The organism is Paraburkholderia rhizosphaerae (assembly GCF_004366595.1).
Classification (GTDB): domain Bacteria; phylum Pseudomonadota; class Gammaproteobacteria; order Burkholderiales; family Burkholderiaceae; genus Paraburkholderia; species Paraburkholderia rhizosphaerae.
On sequence record NZ_SORE01000017.1, the window covers coordinates 146,826 to 169,506 of the forward strand.

At 61.3% G+C, this 22,681-nt stretch carries 22 protein-coding genes and 1 pseudogene; 3 read left to right on the forward strand and 20 right to left on the reverse strand.

Features of this window, described 5'->3' with window-relative positions:
- The first annotated feature begins 279 nt into the window (after window positions 1–279).
- Both BX592_RS21860 and BX592_RS21865 read left to right on the forward strand, forming a co-directional pair.
- Entirely contained in the window at window positions 280–741 is a 462-nt protein-coding gene (locus BX592_RS21860; RefSeq protein WP_134194412.1) for a (2Fe-2S)-binding protein, read from the forward strand.
- Between the two features lie 3 nt (window positions 742–744).
- Window positions 745–2,955 (forward strand): xanthine dehydrogenase family protein molybdopterin-binding subunit, encoded by a 2,211-nt coding sequence (locus BX592_RS21865; protein WP_134194414.1) that lies wholly within the window; start codon window positions 745–747, stop codon window positions 2,953–2,955.
- Window positions 2,956–3,146: 191 nt separating this feature from the next.
- Here the strand turns inward: BX592_RS21865 and phnE are convergent, their stop codons facing one another.
- The 17 genes from phnE to BX592_RS21950 form a co-directional block, all read right to left on the reverse strand.
- Window positions 3,147–3,950, reverse strand: coding sequence for a phosphonate ABC transporter, permease protein PhnE (phnE, locus tag BX592_RS21870; RefSeq protein WP_134194416.1), 804 nt, complete (start codon window positions 3,948–3,950; stop codon window positions 3,147–3,149).
- Window positions 3,947–4,798: a phosphonate ABC transporter ATP-binding protein gene (gene phnC / locus BX592_RS21875; RefSeq protein ID WP_243849659.1), complete on the reverse strand. Its 852-nt coding sequence runs from the start codon at window positions 4,796–4,798 to the stop codon at window positions 3,947–3,949. Before phnC ends, phnE begins: the two co-directional genes overlap by 4 nt.
- A 5-nt stretch (window positions 4,799–4,803) precedes the next feature.
- Window positions 4,804–5,703, reverse strand: coding sequence for a phosphate/phosphite/phosphonate ABC transporter substrate-binding protein (locus BX592_RS21880; RefSeq protein WP_134194420.1), 900 nt, complete (start codon window positions 5,701–5,703; stop codon window positions 4,804–4,806).
- A 484-nt stretch (window positions 5,704–6,187) separates the two neighbouring features.
- On the reverse strand, window positions 6,188–6,928 hold the full coding sequence (locus tag BX592_RS21885; RefSeq protein WP_134194422.1) for a hypothetical protein: 741 nt from the start codon (window positions 6,926–6,928) through the stop codon (window positions 6,188–6,190).
- A 510-nt stretch (window positions 6,929–7,438) separates the two neighbouring features.
- Window positions 7,439–8,605 carry a DUF445 domain-containing protein gene (locus BX592_RS21890; RefSeq protein ID WP_243849660.1) on the reverse strand — a complete coding sequence of 389 codons (1,167 nt, stop codon included), beginning with the start codon at window positions 8,603–8,605 and terminating at the stop codon, window positions 7,439–7,441.
- 119 nt (window positions 8,606–8,724) lie between these two features.
- Window positions 8,725–9,552 carry a poly(3-hydroxyalkanoate) depolymerase gene (gene phaZ, locus BX592_RS21895; RefSeq protein ID WP_134194426.1) on the reverse strand — a complete coding sequence of 276 codons (828 nt, stop codon included), beginning with the start codon at window positions 9,550–9,552 and terminating at the stop codon, window positions 8,725–8,727.
- A gap of 76 nt (window positions 9,553–9,628) precedes the next feature.
- The gene (locus BX592_RS21900) at window positions 9,629–10,051 is read right to left on the reverse strand and encodes a phasin family protein (RefSeq protein WP_134194428.1); all 423 of its coding nucleotides are present in this window, start codon (window positions 10,049–10,051) and stop codon (window positions 9,629–9,631) included.
- Between the two features lie 36 nt (window positions 10,052–10,087).
- The gene (locus BX592_RS21905; protein ID WP_134194430.1) at window positions 10,088–11,806 is read right to left on the reverse strand and encodes an alpha/beta fold hydrolase; all 1,719 of its coding nucleotides are present in this window, start codon (window positions 11,804–11,806) and stop codon (window positions 10,088–10,090) included.
- A gap of 10 nt (window positions 11,807–11,816) precedes the next feature.
- Entirely contained in the window at window positions 11,817–12,326 is a 510-nt protein-coding gene (locus tag BX592_RS21910; RefSeq protein ID WP_134194432.1) for a MaoC family dehydratase, read from the reverse strand.
- Window positions 12,327–12,335: 9 nt separating this feature from the next.
- The gene (locus BX592_RS21915) at window positions 12,336–12,716 is read right to left on the reverse strand and encodes a BON domain-containing protein (protein WP_134194435.1); all 381 of its coding nucleotides are present in this window, start codon (window positions 12,714–12,716) and stop codon (window positions 12,336–12,338) included.
- Between the two features lie 31 nt (window positions 12,717–12,747).
- The gene (locus tag BX592_RS21920; protein WP_208327948.1) at window positions 12,748–13,893 is read right to left on the reverse strand and encodes a porin; all 1,146 of its coding nucleotides are present in this window, start codon (window positions 13,891–13,893) and stop codon (window positions 12,748–12,750) included.
- 96 nt (window positions 13,894–13,989) lie between these two features.
- The gene (locus BX592_RS21925; protein ID WP_134194439.1) at window positions 13,990–15,621 is read right to left on the reverse strand and encodes a 3-(methylthio)propionyl-CoA ligase; all 1,632 of its coding nucleotides are present in this window, start codon (window positions 15,619–15,621) and stop codon (window positions 13,990–13,992) included.
- A gap of 22 nt (window positions 15,622–15,643) precedes the next feature.
- Window positions 15,644–16,249, reverse strand: coding sequence for an RBBP9/YdeN family alpha/beta hydrolase (locus BX592_RS21930; RefSeq protein WP_134194441.1), 606 nt, complete (start codon window positions 16,247–16,249; stop codon window positions 15,644–15,646).
- Window positions 16,250–16,259: 10 nt separating this feature from the next.
- Entirely contained in the window at window positions 16,260–17,108 is an 849-nt protein-coding gene (locus BX592_RS21935; protein ID WP_134194443.1) for a TauD/TfdA dioxygenase family protein, read from the reverse strand.
- 11 nt (window positions 17,109–17,119) lie between these two features.
- Window positions 17,120–18,100, reverse strand: a complete 981-nt coding sequence (locus BX592_RS21940) for a quinone oxidoreductase family protein (protein WP_134194445.1) — start codon at window positions 18,098–18,100, stop codon at window positions 17,120–17,122.
- 80 nt (window positions 18,101–18,180) lie between these two features.
- Entirely contained in the window at window positions 18,181–19,500 is a 1,320-nt protein-coding gene (locus tag BX592_RS21945) for an MFS transporter (protein WP_134194447.1), read from the reverse strand.
- A 122-nt stretch (window positions 19,501–19,622) separates the two neighbouring features.
- Complete coding sequence (locus BX592_RS21950) at window positions 19,623–20,678, reverse strand: beta-keto acid cleavage family enzyme (RefSeq protein ID WP_134194449.1); 1,056 nt, start codon at window positions 20,676–20,678, stop codon at window positions 19,623–19,625.
- A gap of 208 nt (window positions 20,679–20,886) precedes the next feature.
- Between BX592_RS21950 and BX592_RS21955 the strand changes: the two genes are divergently transcribed.
- Window positions 20,887–21,888: an AraC family transcriptional regulator gene (locus BX592_RS21955; protein ID WP_134194451.1), complete on the forward strand. Its 1,002-nt coding sequence runs from the start codon at window positions 20,887–20,889 to the stop codon at window positions 21,886–21,888.
- 19 nt (window positions 21,889–21,907) lie between these two features.
- Here BX592_RS21955 and BX592_RS21960 read toward each other — a convergent pair whose 3' ends face one another.
- The 3 genes and pseudogenes from BX592_RS21960 to BX592_RS21970 all read right to left on the reverse strand — a co-directional run.
- Entirely contained in the window at window positions 21,908–22,318 is a 411-nt protein-coding gene (locus BX592_RS21960; protein ID WP_134194453.1) for a Rieske (2Fe-2S) protein, read from the reverse strand.
- The gene (locus BX592_RS21965) at window positions 22,315–22,527 is read right to left on the reverse strand and encodes a hypothetical protein (RefSeq protein WP_134194455.1); all 213 of its coding nucleotides are present in this window, start codon (window positions 22,525–22,527) and stop codon (window positions 22,315–22,317) included. Before BX592_RS21965 ends, BX592_RS21960 begins: the two co-directional genes overlap by 4 nt.
- A gap of 16 nt (window positions 22,528–22,543) precedes the next feature.
- A pseudogene (locus BX592_RS21970) lies at window positions 22,544–22,681 on the reverse strand (electron transfer flavoprotein subunit alpha/FixB family protein); the annotation flags it as partial.

The following is a 22,681-nucleotide window of genomic DNA, read 5'->3' on the forward strand; positions in this document are numbered from 1 at the left end:
GCATGGAACCAACGATATCGACCGACGACGCGCGGCCGCACTCCGTTTCTTGCGGACAAATCCGGTTGAGCCATTTCGTCAGCCAGATAAACAGGATTAGGCAAAACTTCCGGAGTTTCGAACAATCCTTAACCCTCATTTTTGGCTCAAACTCACGCAGCGGCGTCGCCGCGATGGCCATGCAATGCCCAAGCCGCGGGGCTTCGCCACTGAAGGCTATCCGTCAAACGACACGCATTCCAAACAAGTCCACAAAGCGAGCTCTCTCCGGAGTCGTCCATGTCCACCACTTTCATACTCAACGGCAAGTCCACGACGCTAGACGCCGACCCCAACATGCCCTTGCTCTGGGCAATCCGCGAAGTCGCGGGTCTGCACGGCACCAAGTTCGGCTGCGGGATGGCGCAATGCGGTGCATGCACCGTCCATCTCGAAGGGCAGCCGCTGCGCTCGTGCGTTACGCCGCTGTCGGCGGTCGCCGGCCGCAAGGTCACGACGATCGAAGGTCTGCAAAGCAAACCGGCACAGGCCGTGCAGGCAGCATGGGTCAAGCTGCAGGTTCCACAGTGCGGTTACTGCCAATCCGGACAGATCATGTCCGCCACCGCGCTGCTGACCGAAAACCCGAAACCCACCGACGCGGATATCGACGCGGCCATGAGCGGCAACATCTGCCGCTGCGCGACCTATACGCGGATTCGCGCCGCGATCCACGATGCTGCCCGCTCGATGGAGGCGTGAAATATGACGACCGACATCAATGAAGTTCAGCGCCCGACACGCCGTACGTTCCTGAAAGGCGCGGGCACAGCCGCCGCCGTCGCACTGACAATCGGCTTCGAATGGGGTGGCTTTGCGCGGCGCGCGATCGCGGCAGAACCCGCCGCGCCCGGCACCGCGGCCGCGGGCACGTTCGCACCGAATGCGTTCCTGCGCGTCAGCCCCGACAACAGCGTGACCGTCATCGCGAAGCACGTCGAGATGGGCCAGGGCGCGTATACCGGCATTGCGACGATCGTCGCGGAAGAGCTCGACACCGACTGGTCGGACGTGCGCGTCGAAAGCGCGCCTGCCGATGCGAAACGCTACGCGAATCTCTCATTCGGCACGATGCAGGGCACCGGCGGCAGCTCGGCGATGGCTAATTCGTGGATGCAGTTGCGCGACGCGGGCGCCAAGGCGCGCGCGATGCTCATCACCGCGGCCGCGCAGCAATGGCAGGTGCCGGCGTCCTCGCTGCGCACCGAGCGCGGCAGTGTCTATCACGACGCAAGCGGCAAGCAGGCCACCTACGGATCGCTGGTATCGAAAGCCGCTGCACTGCCGGTCCCGGATCAGGTCACGCTTAAAGACCCGAGCAAGTTCCGCTTGATCGGCCAGCCGCTGCCACGCGTGGATGTGCCGCCGAAGACCAACGGCACCGCGCAATTTACGCTCGACGTTACGTTCCCCGGCATGTTGGTCGCGGTGATGCAACGCCCGCCGCGCTTCGGCGCGACCGTGCGTTCGTTCGACGCGTCTGCGGCCAAAGCGGTGCCGGGCGTGGTCGATGTCGTTCAGGTACCGCGTGGCGTCGCGGTGGTCGGCAAGAGTTTCTGGGCAGCCAAGCAAGGCCGGGATGCGCTGAAGGTCGTGTGGGACGACTCGCAAGCGGAAAAACGCAGTTCCGCGGACATCATGGCCGAATATCGCCGCATGGCCGAAAAGCCGGGTGTCAGTGCACGCGCCGAGGGCGATGCCAACAAGGCGATTCGCGGCGCAGCGCGCAAGATTTCCGCGAGCTATGAATTCCCTTACCTTGCACATGCGCCGATGGAGCCGCTCGACGCGGTCGTCAAGCTGAGCGCGGACCAATGCGAAATCTGGGCAGGCGATCAGTTCCAGACGGTCGACCAGGCGAATGCGGCGAAAGCCGCGGGTCTGCAACCGCAACAGGTAAGCATCCACACGCTGTATGCGGGCGGCAGCTTCGGCCGGCGCGCGAATCCGGGTTCCGACTACATCTCTGAAGCCGTGTCGATTGCAAAGGCGCTTGGCGCGAATGGCACGCCTGTCAAACTTCAATGGACCCGTGAGGACGATATCCACGGCGGACTTTACCGGCCGATGTATTTCCATAAACTGGAAGCCGGCTTGACACGCGATGGTCATCTGGTCGGCTGGCGGCATCAGATCGTCGGCCAGTCGATCATGGCGGGCACGCCATTCGCGGGGATGATCAAGAACGGCGTCGATCCGACGTCGGTGGAAGGCGCCGCGAACATCGCGTACGCGATTCCGAACATCTCCGTTGAACTGACGACGGCGCAAACCGGAGTGCCGGTGCTCTGGTGGCGTGTGGTCGGCAGCTCGCACACGGCGTTCGCAGTCGAGGCGTTTATCGACGAGGCCGCTCATGCAGCGGGCAAGGACCCGTACGCGTTCCGGCGCGACATGCTCGCGAACGAGCCGCGGATGCGCGCGGTTCTCGATCTCGCCGCGCAGAAGGCTGGCTGGAATGACAAGCCGTTGCCGAAGGGTAAAGGACGCGGCATCGCGGTGGCCGAAGCGTTCAAGACGTTCGTCGCGCAAGTGGCGGAGGTCTCGATTGACAAGGACGGCAAGGTCAAGGTCGATCGCGTGGTCTGCGCGGTGGACTGCGGAACGGCGATCAACCCGGACGTGATTGCCGCGCAGATCGAAGGCGGCATCGGCTTCGGGCTCGGCGCGGTGTTGTACGGCGCGATCACGTTGAAAGACGGGCAGGTCGAACAGAATAACTTCGACGGCTACCAGGTGCTGCGGATGAATGCGATGCCGGCGGTCGAAGTGCACATCGTTCAATCGAACATCGCACCGACTGGCATTGGCGAACCGGGCGTCGCACCGCTCGGGCCCGCAGTCGCTAACGCAATCTATGCGGCCACCGGCAAGCGAATCCATGCGTTGCCGCTGACGAACGTGGGTCTTGCCTGACACCTGACGCAGCTAGAAGTGAGCTAACTCGATGTTGATGCGGGGGGCGGCCTTGAAGAAGCCGCCCCCCGCGTTTTTAGCGCCCAAAGGCCGTCGGGTGGATCCGCGGCTCGATCGATACCGTATCACCCAGCGTCCAGGGGTCGGCGGCGACGCCGTGATCGATCAACATAGGACGGGTTCGAGCCGGACTACGTCACGAGGCTGCGCAGATACGCGGAAATGCGTTCCGCGCACGCAACCAGCACAAAGGTGGCAATCAGCAGATATGACACCGTCTGGTACTGGAACAGATTCATCGCGGTCAGCAACTGGAAGCCGATGCCACCGGCGCCGACAAAACCGAGCACCAGCGACGAGCGCAAGTTTTCGTCGAACCGGAACAAGCCAATGCCGAGCAGCGACGGCAACACGCCCGGCACGACCGCATGCGTCAACACCTGCAGGCGGCTCGCGCCGGTCAACGTCAATGCTTCGACCGGGCCCATGTCCATATCTTCGATCACTTCCGCGAATAGACGTCCCAGCATCCCGATCGAATGGACGGCAAGCGCAAGCGCGCCCGGAAACGGTCCGAGCCCGACCGCGGTCACGAACAGCAGAGCCCACACGAGGTCCGGAACCGCGCGCGTGACGCCGATAATTGCACGCGACGCGTGATACAACGGCTTCGCCGGCGTAATGTTCGCGGCTGCGAGAATCGCAAGCGGGAACGCGAGGATCACACCGAACACCGTGCCGAAGATCGCGAGATCGATGGTCTCGAGCACCGCGTGCAGGTTCGGGATGAACTCGTCGAAGGCGGGCGGCATCGCGCGCGAAATGATGTCGGCCATGCCGTGCGCGCCGGTCACCAGATCTTGCGGACGGGCCTGAACAACGATCCACGCCTGCACGAATAGCGCGAGCGCAACGACGATCGCACAGAGTGTCAGGAACGTGCGTGCAGGGGACGAACCCGTCGTCGGCGCACGCATCTCAAGGGCTTTGTTCATGATGCGCCGTCCACGTAGAGGCGCGAAATCTGCGCGCTGGACACTTCCGGCGCCTGCTGGTCGAATTCCATCTGCCCATTGCGCAGGCCGACCAATCGATCGGCATAGCGCGCAGCGAGCTCCGGTTGATGCAGCACGCACACAACCGCCAGCCCGTCTTCCGTCGCGAGGCGGCGCAGTAGCCGCATCACTTCGTCGGCCGCTTCCGGATCGAGGCTCGCCACCGGTTCATCTGCAAGCAGCACATGCGGACGTTGCACTAATGCACGCGCGATGGCCACACGTTGCGCCTGTCCACCCGATAAGGTGCCGGCGCGCTGAGCGGCGAGATGCAGCAGACCGACTTCATCCAGACACGCGCGCGACGTTTCAATTTCGGCGCGTGGCAAGCGCCCTAACGCGGTCGCCAGCGTCCTGTGCCGACCGAGCGCACCACAGCAGACATTCGCGAGCACACTGCGCCGCTTCACCAGATTCGCGCTTTGAGAAATCAGTGCAAGCGGCAGTCGCGCTTGCCGCAACGCGTTGCCCGACAGTGCAGCGAGATCGCATCCGGCAACCTCCACGGAGCCCGCGGTGGGCTGATTCAGTCCAACCACGCACTTCATGAAGGTCGACTTGCCGCTGCCATTGCTGCCGAGCACGACCACCATTTCGCCCGCTCTCACAGACAGGTTGAAATCGCGCAGCGCGGTATGGCCATTGCCATAACGCATCGTCAGGTTATGCACGGCCAGTTTGACGCCGGAAGCGCGCGTATCGCGCGACGCCGCCACATGTGCGCCGGACGCGTCAGCGCCAAATGCAGCCGACGGATCCAGCGGGATATTGCCAGAGGTACTCAACACGGTGTTCAAAGCTTTGACAGATCGATATGAAGGGTCGACACGAGGTCACGAATCTGGTTGTACGCGGAATCGGCTTGCGGCACGGTGCGCAGTTCCGGGTTCTGGTTGGCCGCGAGGAATTTCTGATCGGCCGCGGGCAACTGATGCAGATCGAGCGAGCTGAGCACACTGGTCAAACGCGCCTTGATATCCGCGGGCAAATCGCCGCGCACCGCGATCGGATCGATAGGAATCGGTTCCGATTTCCACAGCGTCACATAAGCGGCGGGGTCGTATTCGTTGTGCAGTTTCGCGCTGGCAATTTCTTCGCTGTTGAGCTCGCCTGCTTCAACTTTGTGGTTGCGTAGCGCTTCGAACGATGCCGTATGACTGCCTGCATAAACAGGCTTGATGCCCTTATCGGGGTCGATGCCGTTCTTGCTCAGACCGAATGCGGGAAACAGATGCCCGGACGTGGAAGCCGCATCCGCATACGCGAACGAATGACCGCGCGTATCGGCGAGCGTCTTGATGCCCGAACCCGGCCACGTGACGATCGACGCGTAGTACGTCGCAGGCTTGCCCTCTTCGCCCGCGAACGTCGCAACCGCCTCGGCATGCGCGACCTGATGCGCGAGCACATAGCCAAGCGGGCCGAACTCGCCGAACTCCAGCTTGTTGTTACGCATCGCTTCGATCTCGGCGTTATAGCTGGTCGCCACGTACAGTTGCACGGTGCAGCCAAGCTTGTCGCCGATCAGCTTCGCGAGATCGGTATAGACCGGCAACATGCGCTGCGCCGATTCATATGGCTCAACCCCGAAGCGAACCACGCCGTTATTCGGACAGGTACCGGCCGCATGCGCCGCACCGGAGAAAAACCCCGCTAAAAAGGTCGCGGCCGCCAAAACCTTCGATACCTTCATCTCTTCCTCACATGACTCGACGCGGTATGACACATCGGTGAACTTGTACGGACGTCTAGACGAATTTAATCGCCGTGAACGCATGAATTGCCGATCGACACACGACCGCCGCGTCCCTTCGTATGAGCGACGATCTGCGAGTATTTTGGACAGGTAGGAATGACACCGGCATGACAACAACCGAAAACATCGACGTGAATCCGGAGCGTCTGCGGCGTGAACGATTTCAGTGACTCGCGTAACTGAAATAACGCTTACTTGAAGCCTTAATGTAAGCGAGTTCGCGAGATTCGTGACAGCGTGCTGACGCGAGCTTTCGTTATAGCGTGCGCGCCTGCGCGTGTGCTTTCGTATGAAAATTGCCTACCCGGCTCCCGCGTTCGCTTACGATACGCAATCCGAAATGACTCGGCATGGCCGTTGTGAGGCAAAGGCACGAATGCGGACCCGGTTCAGCAACTGTCCCCGAGCCCGCGCGACTCCGTTATTGCCAGACCTGGTAGATCATCGGCCCGTTGCTATACGGGCGCGGATACGACCCGGCCCAGTATCCGCCGCGGTACACCGGATAAGGACTGGCGACCGCGACAACCGGCTGCATCACCGGATACTCCATTTCCTGCGCATAGACCGGAATGTACGGCACCGCACGCACGGGCGGCGGCGGCGCGTAGGCCTGTTGCACATAGACCGGCTGCTGCTGGTAATACGCCGCGGGACCGTTGTCATACGCAGGCGCCTGCGCATAGACAGGTTGTGCCTGATAACGCACCGGCGGCGGCGCCGGCCTCGGCCGCGCGACGGCGACACCCTGGGGTCGGGCCTGCGCGGGCAACGCGCGTTGCGTGACAGCCGGTTGAGGAACCGGTGTCTGCATCGCCTCGTCTTCGTCATCGTCGGGCATTCCTGCAGGAAGCGGCGGCACATCGTGCGTCTTGACCTGCTTCGCCGGCTGCTTCAACTGATCCCGCAGCGACGCATACGTCTCGGCGTCCTCCTTCGCACGAGCGTTATAGCCGTTGTGATAGGCATCGCTCAGGTCTTTCTGACGTGCCTGGTTTTCCTCATCGGCTGTCATGCGTTCTTCGCCCGGATCGAGCGACACATCTGTTCCGCCGTTGTCGTACGCCTGCTTCGGGCCATCGGCCCATGCTGGAATGGATTGCAGCGATGGCACGAGGACCACCGATGCAACCGCAATCCCTAACAACGATTTAATTCTCATGGCTTCACCTCGTAGCTAGAGAGACAAAAAAGGAAATGCCGGAGCGCTTCGTCTGGTGGGCCGCGTGCCGATACACGCCTTCGCGCGTCGCACCAGAAGGTATCGCTCCCGTGACTGCACAGCGCTCTCGGGCAATCCGATCTCTTGAGCATTTCACGGTCTCTCTCACGACGGTGCGATCCGGCCAGTTCAATGGCCACCGATCGCAAACCGTTCGCCAATCGCGTTGGCGGAATGTGCGGTGCTTAATCGCACGGCCTGTTCCGCCATTCGCGACGAAGCTATTCAATTCTCATTTTCAGCGTCTTCTCTTTCTTGATGAGCGTCGCGGATGCGACATCAATTGCGGCCCACGCAGCGTCTGAAATCACATCGGCAATCGCATGGTGTGCGATCGGCAATGGAAACTCCGTGCGGGAATACTCACATCTGACGAACAGTGATGCACGAGAAAGGGGCATCACAGGCGATGCGACAGAAGCGATGCGAAATGCGGCAGCGAGGATGGGGTTAAAGCATGGTGATCGCGTGGAGCAACACGCCCGCGATACCACCGACCAGTGCGCCGTTGACGCGAATAAATTGCAGGTCGTGGCCGATCTCAGCCTCGATCCTGCGGCTCACTTCCCGCGCGCTCCAACCATTGACAACCTCGGAAATCAGCGTCGACAGCGGGTGCCGATAGCGGATCACCAGCTGGTAAGCGACCTCCAGCCACCATTCATTCAACTTGTGCTGAAGCGCCGGCGCGCCCGCCACGCGCTTGCCGACGGAAATCAGCGTCCCTGCCGCGAGGTTGCGCAGTAAGGATCGCTTGCCGTTGAGGTCGGCAGCGACGCGGGTCCGGACATATCGGAGCAACACGCGGTGATAGCCGCGTCTTCTGACGTGCCGCAGGCAATCGCGCAATAACAGGCGCCCATAGCGACGATGGATCGAAGACGTGCGCAACCGGACAATCAGTTGCTCTATCGCGTCGCCAAACTGTCGACGAAGCTCGTGATCGGGCCGCTCGATCGCTTCATGCAGCAGCGCAACGACTCCGTTGACAAACCTGCCAACGATGTATGTATCAAGCATTGCCGGCGTAAACTTCGACGCCTCGCTGAATTTCGCAGCGATAAGGTCGACGTGCGACGTTAGCCACTTTTCGAACACACGCAGACCGTGCTCGAGCAACGGTTGATGTTTTTCCAGTTCGATGCAGAGCCGCAACAGCGTGCCGCCGACGCGGGACACGTCAAAGGTGCGCAGTTCCGGAACCACGGAAAGGTCAAGGAACCGTTCGACATCGGCGTCATCGATTTCGTCGAGCCATGCCGGCAGCGAGTCGGCTAGCGCGTCTACCACCGCGTTGCTGTTCGCGCGATCGGTGGCCCAGAGCGCGATTGCCTTCGCCGCATTGTGCTCGCGCAACCGCGCGACGATCACTTCCGGTTTCAGGAAATTGACTTCCACGAACTCGCCGAATCGCGCCGCGATGCGCTGCTGGTTCCGCGGAATGATTGCCGTGTGCGGCACCGGCAGCCCGAATGGATGCCGGAACAACGCGACGGTTGCATACCAGTCGGCGATCGCGCCAACGGTACCGGCCTCGGCGAACGCACGCACCCAGACAAGCCACGGATGCGTACCTTGAAGCGCAATACAGGCGCACAGCAGCGCAAACAGACCCACAAGCAGACCTGTCGCGACGCGCCTTATGCGCGCGACGCCGGTTCGTTCCGCGTCGGTCCGTGCATCAGCTGCCGCATGCGGGCTGCAATCGCCGTCGCGAGCACCATCTCCGGGTAACCTCAACGTGAGTCCCGCCGCAGAAATTCGCGCACGACAGGCGCGACTTCCCGTGCGCGGGTAATCAGCAACAAATGGCCATCGTCGACCACATGCAGCGTCGCATCGCGGATACAGGCCGCGAGAATCTTCGCGTTGGAAAGCGGCACGATCGGATCGTCGTTGCCATGCAATACGAGCGTGGCCTGGCGCAACGCGCGCAGCCACGGGAGGCTCGTCCAGCCTGCAACCGCCAGCAATTGATACAGATACCCGCGCCCGCCCGGCGCCTGTATGTGTCGGCTGTGCTCTTCGAGCAGCGCGGGGTCGTGCCGGTATCTGCCGCCGTAAATTTCAGCACCGACCCGCTGCAAATACGCGGAATCGGTGTAGCGGCGAGGGCCGACCAGCTTTGACAGCACCGATAATCTGCCCGGCAGCATCACGATACCGGACGACGTCGACACAAGAACCAGCCTGCGGCAACGCGCCGGATGCATAAATGCGAATTGCTGCGCAAGCGCGCCGCCCCATGACACGCCGAGCACGTCGACTGGCCCATCGTGACCTAGTCGCGACAGCAGTTTGTCGGCCAAAACCGATAGCGTCGAGAACCGATACGGCATCAGCGGCGCCGGCGATCCGCCGACGCCCGGGATATCGAAGACAATCACACTCACGTCTTCCAGCGCTTGAACGAACGGCTCGACCAGTTCCAGATTCGCGCCGATCCCATTGAAGATGACCAACGGCGGCGACGCATCGCTGCCGTAACGGGTAGCGACCCGCAGGATCCGACCGTCCAGGTCCACGGTCGCGATCCGCATGCTGCTGACAAACTCGGCATTCATCTGCAATTTCTTGTTCAATTGATCCGATGGCGGGACACCCGGTCCCGGGCGGCAGCATCGCGCTCAGCGCGCGCCATTACTTCCTGACCGAAAGCAGGCCCTTCCACTCCTCCACGTTTTCAGTCACGCGCTTGCCGAGCACCGCGAGACTGTCGAATTGCGTTTTGCACGCGATATCGACCAGCGAGCGAAAATCCGCAACCGTGTCATGCAACGCTTGTTGAATCGTGTCGTCCCGATCCACCGGTTGCTCGCGCTCCTGCGTCGCTTTCGGCGCGATCCTGGACTGCAAGCCACTGACCGCCGACCGGAGAATTTCAGCCTGTTTCTGGCCGAGCGATTGCATGCCGGCGATCTCAGTTGTGACAGCAACCATCACCGCCTCGAGATCCTTGCGCCGCGATTCGAGAATCACCGCTGCGTCAACGCCGGGCAGCTTGAACTGGCCGATGAGGTTCGCAAAGACGCCGGGAACATTGAAAAGTTGAGTCGATTCCATCGTCGTATCTCCAAGGGTAAAAAGGTTAAGGAATGCCTATGCTTCGACGACATACGTGCCGGGTGCGTTGGCGAGCCGCACGTGCTGCGTGTTGCCGAGGGCTCGCCGTGCTTTTCTCCGGTCACCGGATTGGGTAGCAAGCCAGTCACGCCAGTCTGTCCACCACGAATCGGCTTCGGTCTGCGCATCTTCGAGCCACGCATCCGCATGGCGTGGCAGCGCCGGATTGGTGAAGAATTTCGCCTTCGGGTTGCCCGGCGGATTGATCAGGCTCTGGATGTGGCCGCTCGAGCTCAGCACGAATCGCGTATTGCCGCCGAACATCCGCGCGGTGTTGTACACGCCCTTCCAAGGCGTAATGTGATCGGTGATGCCCGCCACGACATATTTGTCGCACGTCACCTCGGAAAGATCGATTGGCGTGCCGAGCACGGTCAACGCACGCGGTTTGCCGAACACGCATTCGGCAAAGATGTCGAGCAACTGCCCATGAAACTTTGCCGGCAGCCGGGTTGTGTCGTTGTTCCAGTAGAGGATGTCGAGCGCCGGCGGCGCGTTGCCCAATAGATAATTGTTGACCCAGTAGTTCCACACCAGATCATTCGGTCTCATCCACGCGAACACCCGACCCATTTCCTCGCCGGCGAGCACGCCTTTCGCGGTGCTATTCTGTTTGGCGGCGGCGATGGCTTCAGGCGTGGCGAACAGGCCAAGTTGCGAGTCATCATTCATGTCAAGCATGGCAACCATCAGCGTGACCGCGTTGACCGTCTTCTCACCGCGGCTCGCCAGGTGGCCGAGCAGCGCTGAGATCGTCATCGCGCCGGAGCACGCGCCATGCAGGTTGACATCTTCGCTGCCGGTGACCTCGCGCACCGCCGCGATCGCTTCGAGGAGCGCACCGACGTACGTGTCGAGATCCCAATGGCTTTGCGCGGCGGTAGGGTTGCGCCAACTCACCGCAAATACCTGGAATTCGCTCTTCACCAGAAATTCGATCATGCTCTTGCCTTCGGACAGATCGAACACGTAGAACTTGTTGATCTGCGGCGGCACGATCAGTTGCGGGCGACCGTAGACGTGCGCAGTCGCCGGCGCATACTGAATCAGCTCAAGCACATCGTTCCGAAAAACGACCGCACCTTGCGAAGCGGCGACGTTCTTTCCCACGGCGAACGCTGACTTGTCGACCTGAGCCGGCATGCCCTGGTTGTTCAACAGATCCGTTGCGGCATTCGCGAGGCCGCCAATCAGACTCGCACCGCCGGATTCGACAAGCCTCCTCAGCGCCGCGGGGTTTCCCGGCAGCGTATTGGTCGGCGACAGCGCGTCCGTGATAAGCGACAGCATGAACTGCGCGCGCTCACGAGTCTTCGTATCGAGTTCGGAACGCTCGACAAATCCCGACAGGGCATGACGCCAGGCAAAATACCCTTGCGACACGATGCGATACAACACGCTCTCCTGCCACGCAGGATCGGCAAATCTCCTGTCGCCTTTCGGCGGCGCATGTAACGTGTTGCCGCACAGCACCGAAATCAGATCGCACACGAGCGCGGCTTTCTGTTGCACGAACAGCGCGGGATGGCTGACCGCCTGAGCGGCAAGCTGCTGCGCAGTGGCCAACAGGTCACCGGGGCGCAGCCCGACAAACGGATTCGGCCCCGGTACGCCTTCAGTTGCAGACACGGCGAGCCCGATAGGCGCGTTGTCTCGTGCTGCGTGTTCCACCGTGTGTTCTCTAGCAATTGCCATCAGCTTCTCCTCATACCGCACCGGCTTCCGACGCCGCACGCGCGTCACGCGCGTCACGCGCCACCAGCATTGCCAGCGTCTCGGCGATCAGCGCCGGTCTGTCGGCGCCGTCCACCTGCAATTCATTCATCACCTTGACGATCACGCGACCGCCACCCTTTTTTTCCACCGACATCAGCGTCACACGGTTTCTCACCCGTGCCCCAGCCCTGACCGGCGTCATAAAGCGCACCTTGTCGAGCCCATAGTTCAATCCGGCGGATACATCTTCTGGAATCAGACCGATTTCCATTGCGAGCGGCGCGAGCAACGAGAGCGTCAGGTAACCATGTGCGATCGTGCCGCCAAAAGGGCTCTCGCGCTCCGCGCGCTGCGCATCCAGATGGATCCATTGCGTATCGCCCGTGCACCGCGCAAAGGCATCGATGCGCGATTGATCGATGACGACCCAGTCGGACACGCCAAGTTCGCGGCCAACGAAATCGTCGATCGTGGCGAGGCTGTATTTCGTTATCTTCATTGATTCGCCTCACTGACCACTGAACGGCCGGGTTACCGCAAGCTTGTTGACGACCGACGTAACGCCCGGTACATTGCGCGCGATTTCGGCCACCTGGTTGACCTGTGACGCATCCTTGACGGTGCCGTAAAGCGTAACGACGCCGCTCTTTGCGCTGATACTGATATCGCCGGCATCGATCGCCTTGTACTTTGCAATCGCCGCGTAGACCTTCTTGCGCAGCGCGCGATCGGCCTGTTTCGCAGATTTCCGACTGGCGACACCCGGTGCCGAGGCGGCTGCTCCGCCCGACGCCATCTTCGCGTCGTCGCCACCTTGCGGCCATGCATGGATTGAACCCACCAGCATCAATGCGCCCACCGTGCAAACGAGTTTTTCACTGATCTTCATTCGGTTGTCCTTGTGTTAATGACACGGCTGATCAGAAGCTGTGCCGCATCCCAACCATCGCGGCAGTCGTCGACCTTCCGGGTGCAACCGGTTGCCCATAGACGATCGTCTGATTCATCGTGCCGTTGTTGTCCACATACCCGACCTGCGCATACGCCAACGTTCGCTTCGACAGGTTGTACTCGGCGCCTACCGCGACTTCGCTTGAATGGTTCGACGAGTTGTTCTTGTCCTTCAGGTAGTAGAAGCCGGACGTGACCTTGAACGTCGGCGTGAACCGGTACCCGAGGCCGGCGGACCAGAGCTCGAAGTCGACGTGATTGCTGTTCGCCGGATTTTTACCGTTGCTATACGAGCCCGACACCGAAAAATCGTGGAACGTATACATCGCGCCGAGATAGTAAAAACGGTTGTTGTTCAGGCCCGTCGCGGGCGCGGCCGGTGTGGCCGGATAAGTAGCGGGAAACGGATTGGCGTCGTGCCCGTTGTAATAAGCGGCCGCCAGATTCAAACCGTAATTCGAGTACTTCAGCACCGCCGACTCGCGCGTGCCGCCTTGCGGCTGTCCTGCCACGCCGCCCGGCGCATACTCGAGCGCGATCGACGCGCCGTAGAACTTCGGCGACTGATAGACGATCGCGTTGCTGTCGTACAGCGCGCCGATGGGTCCGTTGGTGCTTGTGCCAGGCCATCCCGCGGCCTGATTCATTCCAAGCCACGCGGTCAGGATGCTGCCGAAATACTGCGCGCCACGCACGTCGGTTTCGTACATCGCGTAAATCATCGGAACGATCTGGCGGCCGGCGTCGATGGTGCCAAATGGACCCGACACACCCAGCGTCGCGAACTGGTTGAACATGGCGACCGCACCGGGCGTATCGCTCAGTTGGGACCTGCCCGTTCCGCTGTCGAACGACCCTTGCAGCTTGATGTTGACGTGATAGCCGCCTCCCAGATCTTCGCTGCCCTTCATGCCCCAGTTGCTCGCATAGATCCCGCCGTCCTTGTAACGGAACACGTACCCGAGGTTCGGCGCGGTCCGCGCAAACGATGCCGCTGCGGTGCTCTGGTACAGGATGCCGGAATCCATCGTGCCGTACAGCGTCACGAATGACTGCGCTTGTGCAAGACCGGAAAAGCCGGCCAGTATCCCCGTTGCAATGTGGACCAACTTCATTTTCATTTGGTTTCCTAACTTACGTTGCTATTGAAACATCAAAAAGAGCGAGACATCCATAACGTTCGGGTTACATCCGCAGCAGCCGCGAGGTGTTTAATTCGCCGACAGGTAGTGGTCCTGGTACTGCTCGCGCAAACGGTTCTTCAATACCTTGCCAGTCGCGCCGATCGGCACTTCATCGATAAAGACCACTGCATCGGGCCTCCACCATTTCGCCACGCGCCCGTCGAAGAATGCGAGAAGTTCGTCGCTGCAAAGCGACCTGCCAGGCTTCCTGACGATCAGTAACAGTGGCCGTTCGTCCCATTTCGGATGCTTCGCCGCAATACAAACCGCAGTCGCCACGTCGGGATGCGAGCACGCGACATTTTCAATGTCGATCGAGCTGATCCACTCGCCGCCGGATTTGATGACATCCTTGCTTCGATCGGTGATCTGCATGAAACCGTCCGGATCGATCTTCGCGACATCGCCCGTCGGAAACCAGCCGTCGACGAGCGGTTGCGCGTCGTCGCTGCGGAAGTATCCGCGCGTGACCCAAGGTCCGCGCACCATCAGGTTGCCTGCCGACACACCGTCCCAGGGAAGTTCGCTACCGTCCGCATCGGTAATCTTCATGTCGATGCCGAACACCGCACGCCCCTGGGTGGCCTGCACGCCGTAGCGCTGCTGCATCGGCAGCGACCGCTGATGCGCCTTGAAGCTACATACTGTTCCCACCGGACTCAGCTCGGTCATCCCCCATGCGTGCAGCACGTCGACGCGATAGCGTTCCTGGAACTCCGTCGTCATCGCGGTCGGGCAAGCGGCGCCGCCCACCACCGTGCGACGCATCGACGTGAACGTCGTACCGCGTTCGCCGACGTGCCGCAGCAACCCCTGCCAGACCGTCGGCACGCCGGCCGACATCGTGACCTGCTCCGCTTCGATCAGTTCATAGAGCGACTTGCCGTCGAGCGCCGGGCCCGGAAAGACGAGCTTCGCTCCAACCATGCATGCGATATAGGGCAAGCCCCACGCGTTCACATGAAACATCGGCACGACCGGCAAAATCACATCGCGCGCCGAGCAGTTCAACGCATCGGGCAATGCCGCCGCGTACGTATGCAGCACGGTCGAACGGTGGCTATACAACACGCCCTTCGGGTTGCCCGTGGTACCGGACGTGTAACACAGAGACGACGCGCTGTTTTCGTCCAGCAACGGCCAGTCGAAACGCGGCCCGTGACGGTCGATCAGGTCCTCGTAGCACAGCAACGGAACTGGCAGCGTATCGATACGCGGCATATGCGCACGATCGGTCATCGCCACGAATACCTTCGGGCTCTTCACGCGTTGCGCGACCGCTTCAATCAGCGGCAAAAACGTCAAATCAAAGAACACCGCCTGGTCGTCCGCGTGATCGATGATGTAGGCGAGTTGGTCGACATGCAGCCGCGGATTGAGCGTATGCAGCACCGCGCCGGACCCGGACACCGCAAAGTACAGCTCCATGTGACGGTAGCCGTTCCACGCGAGCGTGCCGACACGATCGCCCGCGGCGATACCGAGCGCCGCCAGCGCATTCGCCATGCGGCGCGCACGTTGAGCCAGATCGACAAAACGATAGCGGTGAATGTCGCCTTCTACGCGGCGCGACACAATCTCCTGCGAGCCGTGATGGCGCTCCGCGTGCTTAAGAAGCGAAGCAACCAGCAGCGGCTGCTGCATCATCAAACCTTCCATGAGACTCTTCCCGATATTTCGATTACGCACTGTGTGCGACGTTGCTCGATTGCATCGACGGCGGCTGTTCGCATAACGCGTCGATCAGCGATTTCGCCAGCGGCCATTCGCCGTAGCCGGCCGCCGGATTCAGATGGCCGACCTTGCCGACGTCGAGCAGACGGCTGCCCCAATCGGCTGCCATCCGCGCGACACGTTCGAAGCCGGCAAGCGGATCGTTCCGGCTCGCGCAGACCACGCTTGGAAACGGCAATGGTTCGCGCGGGCACGGCACCCAGCCGTTCAGTTCAAGTGCGTCGCAAGTCGGATAACCGGCCGGCATCGGCACCTCGAGGTCCGGTGGTGTCACAAGGAGCGCGCCATGAATTGGCCGATCGTGAAGCCGCGCCCAGTGCACGGTAGCGATCACACCGGCGCTGTGCGCCACCAGAACGACCGGTCCTTCGATGCCGCCGAGCGCCTTGTCGAGCGCTGCGACGCGCGCAGCGCAGCTAAGCTTGTGGTGCTCGAGCGGCGGCACGCAGGCAGCCCGCGGCAGACGCGCCTGCATCAACGTCTGCCAGTGGTCCGCAACGTAGTCGCGCAGGCCCGGCACGAACAGCACGGTCGGTGTCGTGTGCATAGTCATGCGAGCCCCATCAGAACGGCTTGTCGCCGATGATGCCGGCGCGCTCCATCTTGCGCACGCACGGCGCGTAGTCCATCACCGCATAGTGCTGCGTGCTGCGGTTGTCCCAGATCGCGATACTGTTCCTCGACCAGCGCCAGCGCACCTGGTACTCAGGGACGTAGGCCTGGCTCACCAGATAGTTCAACAGCAGGCTGGCGCCAGGGTTCGCATCCTGACCGAAACGCACGCGTTGCGGCGTGTGGAAATTGGTGATGTGCGTGGTGAACGCATTCACAAACAACACCTTCTCGCCCGTGTCCGGATGCGTGCGCACCACCGGATGCTCGGCGTCAGGAAAACGCTCTTTTAGCGCAAGACGCTTTTCGATCGGCATCGCGGCGCCAAAGCTCGCCTCGATACTGTGACGCGCACGCAGATCCGCAATCTCGCTCTTCACATGCTCCGGCAGGTTCTGATATGCGAGCACCATGTTCGTCCACATTGTGTCGCCACCTACCGGCGGACATTCCACACAACGCAGAACACAGCCGAACGGCGGCGCTTCGCGCCACGTTGCGTCGGTATGCCAGGCATTCTCATATCGGTCGTTCGGCTGGTCCGGTGCTTTGTAGATGCGCACAAGGCCCGGATGCTCCGGATCGCTGCCCGCAACGGGATGATCTTCCAGGTCGCCGAAGCGCCGCGCAAATGCGACATGCTCGGCGCGGGTAATCTCCTGATCGCGCAGGAACAGGACGCGGTGCTTGAGCAGCGCGGCACGGATCCCGGCGAACAGGTCGTCATCGTGAACCGCGTCGGCAAGATGCACACCGGTGAGTTCGGCGCCGATCGCGCAGGTCAATTGTTCAATACGCATGGTTCCGTTCCTCAAATAACGAACACGGATGAGCCCGTGGTCTTGCGCGATTCGAGGTCCCGGTGCGCCTGCGCCGCTTGCTCGAGCGCGTAGCGCTGGTTGATATCGATCCGGATGCGGCCCGCCCCGACGTGAGCGAAAAGCTCACCGGCAAGTGCAGCCTTTTCGGCAGGATCCGCGATGTAGTCGGCCAATGCGGGGCGGGTCAAGTACAGTGAACCCTTCATCGCGAGCACCTGCGGATTGAACGGTGGAATCGGACCCGACGCCGTGCCGACGCAAACCATCAGACCTCGGCGCCTGAGCGAATTCAACGAGGCCTCGAAGGTATCCTTGCCGACGCTGTCGAACACGACGTCGACCCCGATCCCTTCGGTCAATTCGAGCACTTGCGCGGCCACGTCTTCGTGGCTGTAATTGATGACGTGGTCGCAACCATGCTCGCGCGCGACACCCGCCTTCGCGTCGTTCGAGACGGTACCGATCACGGTCAGTCCCAGCAGCTTCGCCCATTGCGACACAATCAGCCCCACGCCGCCGGCCGCGGCGTGCAGCAGAATCGACTGACCGGGCTTGAAGTCATGGATGCGCCGCATCAGGTACGAAGCGGTCAAGCCGCGCATGGTCATCGCCGCAGCCGTTTCACACGCAATGTCATCCGGAAGCTTGATCAGTGGCGCCGCAGGCACCAGACGCTCGGTGCTATACGCGCCCAACGTATTAACAAAGCCCGTATAGGTCACACGGTCGCCCACTTCGATCTGCGTGACGCCCTGCCCGATCGCTTCGACAACGCCAGCTGCCTCGACGCCCATGCCCGCGGGCAACGGCACCGGGTATAGCCCCGAGCGAAAATACGTATCCGCGAAATTCAGGCCGACGGCCTCGTGGCGCAACCGCACCTGGCCGGGCCCAGGGTTACCCACTTCAACCTCTTCGTATTGCAGAACGTCGGGGCCACCTGTTTGATGAAAGCGCACTGCTTTCGCCATGATTCAATCTCCCATTCAATTTCACGCAACCAGACTGCGAAGCGCAGTTGGCGTTACCAGGTCCGTTGTACGGCGCGCCTCTATGCGGACGCCTGTTCGCGAAGTGCATTAACCCGTTCGAGGTCTTGCTGATAGTGGCATTTGCCGAACGCGAAGACGAAGAGCGCAAACAGTGACGCGAACGGCACCAGACACAACGCGCCGTGCAGACCGATCCTGTCCGCGAGCACGCCGGTGACCAACGCGGCGGGCGCGAGGCCGAGCAGGTTGTTGACCAGCGTCAGCGTCGCAAACGCGGAAGCGCAGATCGAAGGCGGCGTGAGATTGGCCACCATCGCACCGGATGGCCCAGTCGCACCTGCGCTAAAGAACATCCCGCCGCCGATCAGCACGAGTTGCAGCGGGCCGTGCGGGACCGTGAGTCCGACAATCAGCAGCGTGAACGAAATCGCGCAATAGACGATCGCGCAATTCCATTTCCGCCCAGGCGCGTCTTTACTGAACCGATCGGTCAGATTCCCGCACACGACCATGCCAATGCCCGTGACGAGCACCAGCACGGCCGCACCCGCCGCGGCACTACCGACTGCCATACCGTAGTAGCGGTTCAGAAAACTGGGCATCCAGGCCCACAGCGCAGCCGGGACAAACAGATGAACGCCACTGCCGATGTACGCACATGCAACCGATTTCGTCGAAACCAGCCGTTTCAGCAATGCACCGACGCGCATGCGCTCACGAGCACACGCATGCTGCCTACCGGACGCAATGCTGAACGGCGCGAGCCGCTTCTCGGTGACAACGAGCACATAAATGACGACCAGCACGATTCCAAAGCAGGCCATTGCGCCGAACGCCCAGCGCCAGCCCAGATGCGCCGCGACGGCGCCGCCGAACGCCATGCCCATCACCGAGCCCAGTGCCCCACCTGCCATGAACGCGGCAACCAGCGTCGCGCGCAACCGCACCGGAAAAATGCTCAACACGACCGCCACGCCGACACTGCCGTATGCCGCCTCACCGATTCCGACGAAGGCGCGCGCCAGCAGCATCTGTCCGTAACTCGCCGAGACCGCACAAGCGAGCGTCGCGATGCTCCACATCATCGCCATCAGCGCGATGCTCTTCACGCGGCCCCACCGATCGGCCAGCATCGACAAAGGCAGCGTCAGCAAACCCACCATCAGCGCGACGATGCTGCTAAGCGAGCCCAACCGCGCATCGGAAAGGCTCCATGTCGCCTTCAGCATCGGAAACACGGCATTGAGCACTTGTCGCGACATGTAGTCGGAAAGCAGCAGACCGACGGTCAGCGTGAAGACCACCCACGCGTAAACCGGAACATCCGATCTGGCATTTGATAGATCGCCCGTCGTGGGCTCGGCGTGCTGCAACAACATTCGGTATCTCCTTGGCGCCTCGCGCGATGACCGCTCCTCTGTCCCGAAGGACACGGCGGCTGTTGTCGTTATGTTTCGATTCGTTTCCCCGGCCGCGGCCGGGGGCTTTTCGGACTTGCTGGTTATGCCGCACGCAGCGGCAGATTCTTGACACCCGCGTCGCGATTCGGCGCCATGCCATTGGCGGCGAGCGTCTCACCGACGCTGCCGTACCACTTGCCGATCCGGTAGATCTCGCGCGCTTCCTTGCCGCTTGCGATCTCGCGGCCGAGTTCATGCGCGACCCGCACGCACTGTTCGATCTGCTGCACCGACGTCATGCGCTTGCCGTGCTGGTCGATAATCGTGTCCTCGATGCCGCAGCGCGGATGCAAGCCCATCGCCATCGCCATCGTGTTGAACGGCAGCACGTTTTTCAGCAGCGATTCGGCAGTCAGCGTGCAGCCATCTGGCGCACGGTGGATGAAGTTGAAGAAATTGAACGGGTTCGGGCCATCAAAGCCGCCGCCGATGCCGATCCACGTCAGGTTCAACGGACCGCGATAAACGCCGCGACGCACCAGACGATCGAGCGTCTCCAGCGCATGCATACCGGTGAGCTGGAAGTGCGGTTGAATACCCGCTTTCTGCAAGCGCTTCAGATGCTCCTCGACCCACGCGGGCCCTGCAGGCACGGTCATTTCGCTATAAGCAGCCTGATAGGCCGGATGAGCGAGCGACGTGCCCTCCAGATAAGCGGGATAAAGCAACTCCATGATGTTCATCTGCGTCGTGTTGATCGCGACAGTCACCTGATCCGGCGACGGCTGGAGTTCGGCGAGCATGTGACGCGTATCGTCGGACAGCCACTTTGCCGCTTGCCCGTCATCTTCCGGCGCGAATGAAATGGAACCGCCGACCTGGATGATCATGTCGGGCACCGCGCGACGAACACCGTCGATCAGTTCGTTAAACTTCGAAAGACGTTTCGATCCCTTGCCATCCAGCTCGCGTACGTGAAGATGCAACACGGTCGCGCCTGCCTCGTAGCAGTCGACGGCCTTTTGAATCTGCTCGTTCATCGTTACCGGAATGTCTTCCGGAAAATCGGCGGGCATCCATTCCGGACCATACGGAGCGACCGTAATAACAACCTTGTCCTGATTCTCGGGGTGCAACGAATCGTCGAGGAACTGCATCTGTTTCTCCAGAGGTTTGTGAAGTGGCTCCATCCGGTCTGCTGCGAAGCGGTGTATGCCGGGGGCTGAAGCGTTATCGTCACGATAGAGGAGGACGCCAAACCGCTTTTCGGATTGGACGACATTGTTTTATGATTTGATGCCAGTCGTCGTTAACCCCGAAATAAGCTCGGTGATGGCAATCAGGGCCGCGGAACGGAGAAAGCCAATGGAAGCGATGGTGAGGTCGTCGTCGATCCGGGGGTATTTCGACGTCGCGCGACGTCTTGATCTGAATCCGTTTGCACTGGTTCAGGAAGCCGGGCTCGACGCCGCTGCGCTCGCCAATCCCGATACGCTGGTGCCGGTCACGCCAATTTGCCGGTTGCTCGAACTGACTGCAGACAAGGCGCAATGCCGCACGTTAGGTTTGCAAATTGCGCAAACGCGCCAGCAGTTCGGTACTGGCGTGATGAATATCCTGCTCGCGCATAAGCGCACGCTGCGTGAGGTGTTGCTCGCTGCGGCGCAGTATCGCCACCTGCTTAACGAAGCGCTGGCGATATACGTAGAAACGGCAGGAACGACCGTCACGATCCGCGAAGAACTGCTCGTGCAGCCGGGCACGACGAACGTACAGGCAATCGAACTCGCCGTTGGCGCGCTCGCCCAGCATTCGAGCGCACTTTTAGGTGAGCACTGGAAACCGCGCAGCGTCCATTTCACGCATGTCGCGCCGGCGGATTTGACGTTTCACAGGCATTTCTTCGGTTGCGCGGTGCAATTCGGCAGCGACTTCAATGGCATCGTCTGCACCGCCGCCGACCTCGACTACCCGAATCCCAATGCCGATCCCGAACTGGTGCGGTATGCGGAAAACCTCGCCAATCCGCTGAATGTGGCGACCGCGGATTCGACGCCGCTCGAAGTGCGCAAAGCGATCTACCTGTTGCTACCGGTCGACCAGGTGAGCATCGAACTCGTCGCGAAGCAGTTGAATCTGACCGTGCGCACGATGCAACGCCAACTCGATTTATCCGGCACGAGCTTTTCCGATCTGGTTGAAGAGGTCCGGCGCGACCTGGCTGTGCGCTATCTGCTCAATCCGCGTTATCCGATTGGCCGTGTCGCGACGCTGTTGGGATATGGACGGCAAGGGTCGTTCACCGTCTGGTTTCAAACGCGATTTGGTATGACGCCGCGTGATTGGCGAACCCGGCATCGAAAATAGACGGGGGTGCGCGTTGCAATCACTCGCTGCGCGGCAACTGCCAACGTGTCGTATTGGCGCAATCCATCGCGCCACATGGATTCGTTGTGCGTGCGTCGACAGCGACCTCGAACCTGCCTTCGACGACATCTACCGGAAATGTCCTTAAACCGAGGCCGCCCGCCCCTGGTGTGCGCCCGGTTCGAAGATCGAAGCGCAGACCATGGGCCGGGCAGCGCAGAAAAGTACCGTCGAGTTGGCCGTTGGCAAGAGACGCGCCGTTGTGCGGACAATCGTTATCGATCGCGCGAATCATGCCGTCGACGTTAAACAGCACGATGCTGCGACCGCCGACGAACAGGAGCTTGCGTTGCCCCGGCGCGAGCTCGTCGGTTGTACCGGCAACTATCCGGCATGGACGTTCGTGCGTTTCCGGTGAAGACGATGTCATAGCCACGTGTGCGCCAGGATCGGGGTATCGCCGCCATTCACTTCGACCGGCATTGGGCAATATTCGTCCATCCAGTCGAAGTGGCCGATGGACCACGGCCAACGCCGTTCTTCCACCGCGCGTCCGTTGCCGGTTTCTGTTTCCGATGGCGGGTTATGCGGATCGGACTCATCAGACGTCGTTGCGTCATTAAGTTTGAAACGGTTCATGTTGCATTCCATTGAATCAGACTAGCGCGGCCAGTTCCGGTACGAGATCGAACAGATCACCAACCAGTCCATAGTCCGCAACACTGAAGATCGGCGCCTCGGCGTCCTTGTTGATCGCGACGATCACCTTCGAGTCCTTCATGCCGGCAAGGTG

Coding starts and splice junctions, on each gene's coding strand:
- BX592_RS21915 (WP_134194435.1), bottom strand. CDS start 12,716: ATGAAGATCAGTGAAAAACTCGTTTGCACGGTGGGCGCATTGATGCTG.
- BX592_RS21905 (WP_134194430.1), bottom strand. CDS start 11,806: ATGGCAATTGCTAGAGAACACACGGTGGAACACGCAGCACGAGACAAC.
- BX592_RS21910 (WP_134194432.1), bottom strand. CDS start 12,326: ATGAAGATAACGAAATACAGCCTCGCCACGATCGACGATTTCGTTGGC.
- BX592_RS21865 (WP_134194414.1), top strand. CDS start 745: ATGACGACCGACATCAATGAAGTTCAGCGCCCGACACGCCGTACGTTC.
- BX592_RS21945 (WP_134194447.1), bottom strand. CDS start 19,500: ATGTTGTTGCAGCACGCCGAGCCCACGACGGGCGATCTATCAAATGCC.
- phaZ (WP_134194426.1), bottom strand. CDS start 9,552: ATGAATGCCGAGTTTGTCAGCAGCATGCGGATCGCGACCGTGGACCTG.
- phnE (WP_134194416.1), bottom strand. CDS start 3,950: ATGAACAAAGCCCTTGAGATGCGTGCGCCGACGACGGGTTCGTCCCCT.
- BX592_RS21930 (WP_134194441.1), bottom strand. CDS start 16,249: ATGACTATGCACACGACACCGACCGTGCTGTTCGTGCCGGGCCTGCGC.
- BX592_RS21925 (WP_134194439.1), bottom strand. CDS start 15,621: ATGGAAGGTTTGATGATGCAGCAGCCGCTGCTGGTTGCTTCGCTTCTT.
- BX592_RS21935 (WP_134194443.1), bottom strand. CDS start 17,108: ATGCGTATTGAACAATTGACCTGCGCGATCGGCGCCGAACTCACCGGT.
- BX592_RS21880 (WP_134194420.1), bottom strand. CDS start 5,703: ATGAAGGTATCGAAGGTTTTGGCGGCCGCGACCTTTTTAGCGGGGTTT.
- BX592_RS21920 (WP_208327948.1), bottom strand. CDS start 13,893: ATGAAGTTGGTCCACATTGCAACGGGGATACTGGCCGGCTTTTCCGGT.
- BX592_RS21965 (WP_134194455.1), bottom strand. CDS start 22,527: ATGAACCGTTTCAAACTTAATGACGCAACGACGTCTGATGAGTCCGAT.
- BX592_RS21900 (WP_134194428.1), bottom strand. CDS start 10,051: ATGGAATCGACTCAACTTTTCAATGTTCCCGGCGTCTTTGCGAACCTC.
- BX592_RS21955 (WP_134194451.1), top strand. CDS start 20,887: ATGGAAGCGATGGTGAGGTCGTCGTCGATCCGGGGGTATTTCGACGTC.
- BX592_RS21960 (WP_134194453.1), bottom strand. CDS start 22,318: ATGACATCGTCTTCACCGGAAACGCACGAACGTCCATGCCGGATAGTT.
- BX592_RS21860 (WP_134194412.1), top strand. CDS start 280: ATGTCCACCACTTTCATACTCAACGGCAAGTCCACGACGCTAGACGCC.
- BX592_RS21950 (WP_134194449.1), bottom strand. CDS start 20,678: ATGCAGTTCCTCGACGATTCGTTGCACCCCGAGAATCAGGACAAGGTT.
- BX592_RS21940 (WP_134194445.1), bottom strand. CDS start 18,100: ATGGCGAAAGCAGTGCGCTTTCATCAAACAGGTGGCCCCGACGTTCTG.
- BX592_RS21885 (WP_134194422.1), bottom strand. CDS start 6,928: ATGAGAATTAAATCGTTGTTAGGGATTGCGGTTGCATCGGTGGTCCTC.